Below are 6255 nucleotides of genomic sequence, written 5' to 3'. Positions count from 1 at the left end.
AACGGGAGGGGCCGGACCGCAGGACGGAGTCCGGAGGTCCGGAACCGCACCCGACAGCCCCGCGCAGCGGCAACAGCCCGCCGCAGGCGCAACGGCGAGCAACCACCACGGCGGGACAGCCAAAAACGCGGCCCAGGCAAAGCGCAGCGGCCCGCCCCGCCGCAAACACAACGGCGGGACAGCCGACAACGGTGGGAACCAAGCCGGTTACCCCACGGGAACCCCCGCCTCCAAGTGCAGCGGGCAGCCCTGTTCGCGGGCGCGCAGCGCCCAGCGCAGCCGGTTCCAGCGCACCGGCGGCAGCATGTGCTCGGCCTCGGCCTCGGTGACGAAGCGCCATTCGCGCAGCTCCGCACCGGGCAGCAGCAGCTGCCGGATGCGGTCGCCGGTCAGCGTGCCGCCGTCGAAGAGCAGCCGGAGGCCGCCGAAGCCGGGCGGTTTGGGAGCTTCCCAGTCCAGCACCAGCAGTCGGGGCGCCCGCGTCAGTTCGATGCCCAGTTCCTCGGCGACCTCGCGTACTCCGGCGCGGGCGGGCGCCTCGCCGGGTTCCACGATGCCGCCGGGGAATTCCCAGCCGGCCTTGTACGTGGGGTCGACGAGCAGTACCCGGTCCTGGTCGTCGAAGAGCAGTACGCCGGCCGCGAGGGTCTCCGCGGTCGGTTCGGGAGTCTGCACGATGTCGCAGGAGCCGGCGCCGGTCCGTACGGCTTCGGCGACCTGTTCCGCGGTCTGCCGGGGCGTCAGCCGGCTGGTGTCGACGACATGCGCGTCGCCCCGGATCCAGTCGAGTGCGTCGGCGTACGGTCCGAGGTGCTCCAGGCCCCACTGGCGGACCGACTCGTTGGCCTCGGAGTTTCCCGGTATCTCCTCCCGTCCTGCTATCCGCGCACGCAGGATCGTTTCCTCCGCGTGCAGCAGGACATGCCGTACGGGAATCCGGCGGGCCGCGAGGCAGCCGAAGATCTCGTCGCGGTACTCCTGGCGCAGCAGGGTCATCGGCGTGACCAGGGGGCCCGGCACCTCGGTGAGCAGCGCCGCGGCGGTGTCGACGACCAAACGACGCCAGGACGGCAGGTCCTGATAGTCGTCGATCTCCTCAAGGCGCTTGGCCGGCAGCATCAACCGCAGCCCGTGGCCGAGGAGTTCGGGGTCGTAGAGCGTGCTTCCGGGAAGCAGGTCGAGCAGTTCATGAGCCGCAGTGGTCTTGCCCGCACCGAACGTGCCGTTCAGCCAGACGATCACGGTTTCCCCTCTTCCCTAGACCCAGGTGAGTTGCCCGCAACACCCTGCCACGGAAACGCTCGGGGCCACGGGCCTCGCGCGCGGCCGGGAACGGCGCACATTCGGCTGCCGGCCCGACCAAGGGGACTTCACAGCCCCCCGTGGACGCACCGATCGCGAAATACACCACGGGGAGGATGCCGGTCGTCTCATCCCCCGCCGCGAAACCCCGGCAACCAAGCGCTCCCCAGCCCCTCCAGTACCGAAACCCCCACCCGCATACGGACCTTCCGATGTCGGTCTTCCGGCTGGCGAGGGCGCGGAGAACGCATATGACGGCGGCGCATCGGACGGTCAACGGCGGGCCGGCCGCCCCTTCCAGCGCCGCGCCCCTCAGCAGCGTCCGGCAGGACATCCGACGTCCTGCCGCTTCCCCCTATTGCCTGAGCCGCCCAACGTTGACCGGACCACATCCCCCTCCTCAGAGATGGAACCAAACAGAACCGAACGCAAGTGATGGGATCACGCTCCGAACGGCGGGGCGAGTCAAGGGTTTTGGCAGGAGAAGGAACAACCGTCACCACTCCTCTTCCAACAGACTTCAACAAGCCCTACCGTAAACACTCGCCAGTGACAGGTACCCGATCCCCCACACCTCTCGCGAGGACGGAGGACGCGAATCATGCGCGTTCATATCCGCACCACCCACCGGCGAGATCACCGAAGAATCGTCGGAGCGCTGTCCGTCGCACTGCTCTGCACGGCGGGGGTGACCGCCCTGCCCGCCGCGGCCCGTACGCCCGAGGTCCCGGGCCCCTCGGATACCGCCCGCACCACCGGCACCACCGACGCACCACGGCCGCCCGAGGCGCCGCGGCTTCCCGACGGGCTCGCCAAGACACCCCCGATGGGATTCAACAACTGGAACTCCACACACTGCCGGGCGGAGTTCGACGAAGAGATGGTCAAGGGCATCGCCGATCTCTTCATCAGCAAGGGCCTCAAGGACGCGGGCTATCAGTACGTCAATCTCGACGACTGCTGGGCGCTGCCCGAACGGGACGGAAACGGCAAGCTCGTACCCGATCCGCAGCGCTTCCCGAACGGCATCAAGTCCGTCGCCGACTATGTCCACTCCAAGGGCCTGAAGTTCGGCATCTATACGAGCGCGGGCACCAAGACCTGCAACGAGAACGGATTCCCCGGCGGGCTCGGCCATGAGAAGTCCGACGCCCAGCAGTTCGCCGATTGGGGCGTGGACTACCTCAAGTACGACAACTGCAACAACCAGGGTGTGGACGCGAAGCAGCGGTACCGCACCATGGGCGACGCACTCAAGGCCACCGGGCGGCCCATCGTCTACAGCATCTGCGAATGGGGCGAGAACAAGCCCTGGGAATGGGCGTCGGACGTAGGGCACCTGTGGCGCACGACCGGCGACATCAGCGACACATGGTCGAGCATGCTCTCGCTCCTGAAGCAGAATCTGCCGCTGGCGCCGTACGCGGGCCCCGGGCGCTGGAACGACCCGGACATGCTGGAGGTCGGCAACGGCGGCATGACGGACACCGAATACCGCAGCCATTTCTCCCTGTGGTCGATGATGTCCGCGCCGCTGCTGATCGGCTCCGATCTGCGCAAGGCGACCCCGGCGACGTTCGAGATCCTGGCCAACAAGGACATCATCGCCCTGGACCAGGACGGGCTGGGCAAGCAGGCCACGGTGGCGGCGTCCGAGTCCGGCCGCTGGACGATCGTCAAGGAACTGGCGAACGGTGACCGCGCGGTCGCGCTGTTCAACGAGACCGATCAGCCGCAGCGGATCACCACCACCGCCAAGGACGTGGGCCTCCCCCAGGCCGACGGCTACCGCCTGCGCGACCTGTGGCAGCACCGCGACTACCAGACCACCGGCACCATCTCCGCGACCGTCCCGGCACACGGCACCACCGTCTACCGGGCCACCGCCGACCCGCGCTGGGCCACCTACCCGCCGGCCGTCGAGACCGGCACCGACCGCGCACCGCTGATCGAGGCCGGCACCGCCGGCGGCCTCCGGACCACCGTCGGCAACCTGGGCGGCACCCCCGCCCGGAACGTCGCGGTCGCGCTCAAGGCCCCGCAGGACTGGCGGATCGAAGCCACCTCCCCCACGACGGCCCGCACACTCCTCAGCGGCAAGAAACTCATCACCGACTGGAAAATCACCGCGCCGGCCGGGACCGCACCCGGCGCCTACGCTCTCACGCTGACCGCCGACTACCGCTCACCGAGCGGAACACGGATCACCACGACACTGCCAGGCTCGGCCCATGTCGTGGTCCCGCCGCCGTCCGGCACCGCGTACGCCGCCGAGCTGCCCTGGCTCACCGCCACCAACGGCTGGGGCCCGGTCGAGAAGCACACCAGCGTCGGGGAGAGCGCGGCCGGTGACGGCAAACCGATCACCATCGGCGGCATGGGCTTCGCCAAGGGCCTGGGCGTGCACGCACCCAGCGAGGTGAGCTTCTACACGGGTGGCCGGTGCACCGCGTTCAACGCCCGGGCCGGTATCGACGACGAGTCCGGCGGCAAGGGATCGGCCGGCTTCGAGGTGTGGGCGGACGGCAAGCGGATCGCCGAGAGCGGCACGGTGACCGGCACGGACACCGCCGAGACGGTCACCGCCGCGATCTCCGGAGCCACCACCGTCCGCCTCGTCGTGACCGACGGCGGGGACGGCATGGACTACGACCACGCCGACTGGGGCGACGCCAGGTTCAGCTGCTGAGCGAGCAGTTGACGCCGGGAGTGCCACGATCCCGCGCGCCGGGTGGGCCCGCGTTTCCGCGCCCGCCCACCCGGCTCTCAGCAGGTACGCAGCCGGTCTCAGCAGGTACGCAGCCCCGGGATCGGCTGGTCGTTCTCGCCTCCCTTGATGTAGACGACGCTGATGTAGACACCGGAATTGCCACTGTCGTCATCGGTCTTGGCCCACCAGACGTTCGTCCACTCCCCATACGTCTCGCGGCGGCCCAGTTTGGCCTGGCAGTAGAAGTAGTTGGTGCCCATGTTGAGCGTGCCGACCTGCTGAAAGGACTCGGTGTACGAGGAGGCGGTGCGCCACACCTCGCAGTTGGCCTTACCGCCGCCGATGTCCGCACACGACGGGCTCTGGGTGGGGTCACCGCCGCCGCTGCCACCGGTGCTGGTGCCGCCGCTGCCGCCGCCGGACGTGCTGGTGCCGCCGCCCGAACCGCCGGAGGAACCGCCGCCGTCCGTGCCACCCGTGGCACCGCCCGCGTCCGTGCCACCGTCCTGATCGCCCGAACTTCCGCCCGCACCACCGGGCTTGGGGTCCTTCGAGGTCGCGCCGCCCGACGGCTTCTGCGACGCGGAGGCCGACGGGCTCGCCTTGCCCTTGCCGTCGTCCTTGCCGTCACCCTTGCCGGCCGATGCGCTGGGCCGGCCGGTCTTGTCCGGCTTCCCGGCCGGCTCCGCGGAATGCTGCCCACCCTCCGCGACGGTGTCGCCGGAGCCCCCGCTGACCAGCGCGTACGTCACGCCGCCGCCGGTCGCGAGTACGGCGAGCACCGCCGCCACGGCGAGCACCACGCGACTACGACGGCGGGCGGGCAGCCGTGCGGTGTCCCTCTCGGACGGGTCCCCCAGACGCGGGTAGGCGCCCGTACTTCCCACGGGCGGACCGCTCACCACACCGGGCGGGTCGTATCCGGGGCCGATGACCGAGGCGCTTGTCGGGGAGTCGGCAGAGCTGAGGGGATCGGCTGATCTGGGGACGTTTGCGGGCGAGCCAGTGGGCGGCTGTCCTACGGCTGCGGACGGGGCGACGTCGTGCTGACCGGCCGGCGCTTGATGCTGGGCGGGCGCCGGGGCGGGCGCGGGCGCCTGCCGGGTCGCCGGGGCACCCTGGGAGCCCGGACCGGACAGCCAACTGGCCGGTGGCGCCCCTGCGTTGACCGGAGCGGCGGGCCCGGCACCGGCCGCGGCGCCCGCCTGAGGACCAGGCGTCTGAGGGCCTACCGCCGGCTGATCGGCCGGCTGACCGGCCGCCTGCGTCGGGGCGATCGCCCTGATATCCGTCGCGGTGGGCAGATACGGCGTGCCGGGCGTCGGCGTCACCGCCGGCTCCCGGCCCTCGGCCACCGCCTCCAGCAGGCTCCGCGCCTCGGCGGCGGACGGCCGGTCGGCCGGGTTCTTGGCCATCAGGGCGTGCAGCACGGGGGTCAGCGGCCCGGCGCGCTGCGGCTCGGGCAGCGGTTCGGTGACGATCGCGGTGAGCGTCGACCACACCGACGTACGGCGGAACGGCGCGCCGCCGCCCTCGACTGCCGCGTACAGCGTCATGCCCAGCGACCAGATGTCCGAGGCCGGCGTCGGGTCCTGGCCCTGCGCCCGCTCGGGCGGCAGATAGTCGAGCGAGCCGACCAGTTCGCCGCTGCGGGTGATGTTCGTGGTCGCGCCGTCGCCCGGGGCCTCGATGCTGGCGATGCCGAAGTCGGTCAGCACCACCCGGCCGCTGCTGTCCAGCAGCACATTGCCCGGCTTCACATCGCGGTGCAGCACGCCCACCTGGTGGGCGGCGTCCAGCGCGTCCATGACGTGGCCGCCGATGCGGGCGATCTCCCGGGGGTCGAGGGTGCCGCGCTGTCCGATGGCGTCGTCCAGGGAAGGGCCGTCCACCAGCTCCATGACGATGACCGGCCGGCCGTCCTCGTCGATGACGTCATGGACGGTGATCACACCGGAGTGCCGGATTCGGGCCGCGGCCCGCGCCTCGCGCTGCATACGGGTGCGCAGATCGGCGAGTTCCGGGGCGGAGGCGTCGGTGTAGGCGCGCAGGACCTTCAACGCGACCTCGCGGCCGAGCACCTCGTCGACGGCCCGGCAGACCACACCCATACCGCCGCGGCCGATCCGGCCGGTCACGCGGTACCGGCCGCCGAGCAGCTGCCCGGTCAGATCGGCGTCGTTGCCACGCTTGGGACCGCTCGCGACGGCCGCGCCGGGTGCAGCGGGTGCAGCGGCTGCGCC

At 71.0% G+C, this 6255-nt stretch carries 3 protein-coding genes; 1 reads left to right on the top strand and 2 read right to left on the bottom strand.

The features are described 5' to 3' along the window. Nucleotides 1-207: 207 nt before the first annotated feature. Nucleotides 208-1242, bottom strand: coding sequence for an NUDIX domain-containing protein (locus AB0I10_RS23275; protein ID WP_363154483.1), 1035 nt, complete (start codon nucleotides 1240-1242; stop codon nucleotides 208-210). 661 nt (nucleotides 1243-1903) lie between these two features. Between AB0I10_RS23275 and AB0I10_RS23270 the strand changes: the two genes are divergently transcribed. Next, the gene (locus tag AB0I10_RS23270) at nucleotides 1904-3991 is read left to right on the top strand and encodes an NPCBM/NEW2 domain-containing protein (RefSeq protein WP_363154482.1); all 2088 of its coding nucleotides are present in this window, start codon (nucleotides 1904-1906) and stop codon (nucleotides 3989-3991) included. Between the two features lie 98 nt (nucleotides 3992-4089). Here the strand turns inward: AB0I10_RS23270 and AB0I10_RS23265 are convergent, their stop codons facing one another. Continuing rightward, nucleotides 4090-6183 (bottom strand): protein kinase, encoded by a 2094-nt coding sequence (locus tag AB0I10_RS23265; protein ID WP_363154486.1) that lies wholly within the window; start codon nucleotides 6181-6183, stop codon nucleotides 4090-4092. Between the last annotated feature and the right edge of the window lie 72 nt (nucleotides 6184-6255).

This window comes from Streptomyces sp. NPDC050636, from assembly GCF_040654775.1.
Classification (GTDB): Bacteria; Actinomycetota; Actinomycetes; order Streptomycetales; family Streptomycetaceae; genus Streptomyces.
The sequence above is the reverse complement of the archived record's forward strand: the minus strand, read 5'-3'. Positions and strand labels throughout refer to the sequence as shown.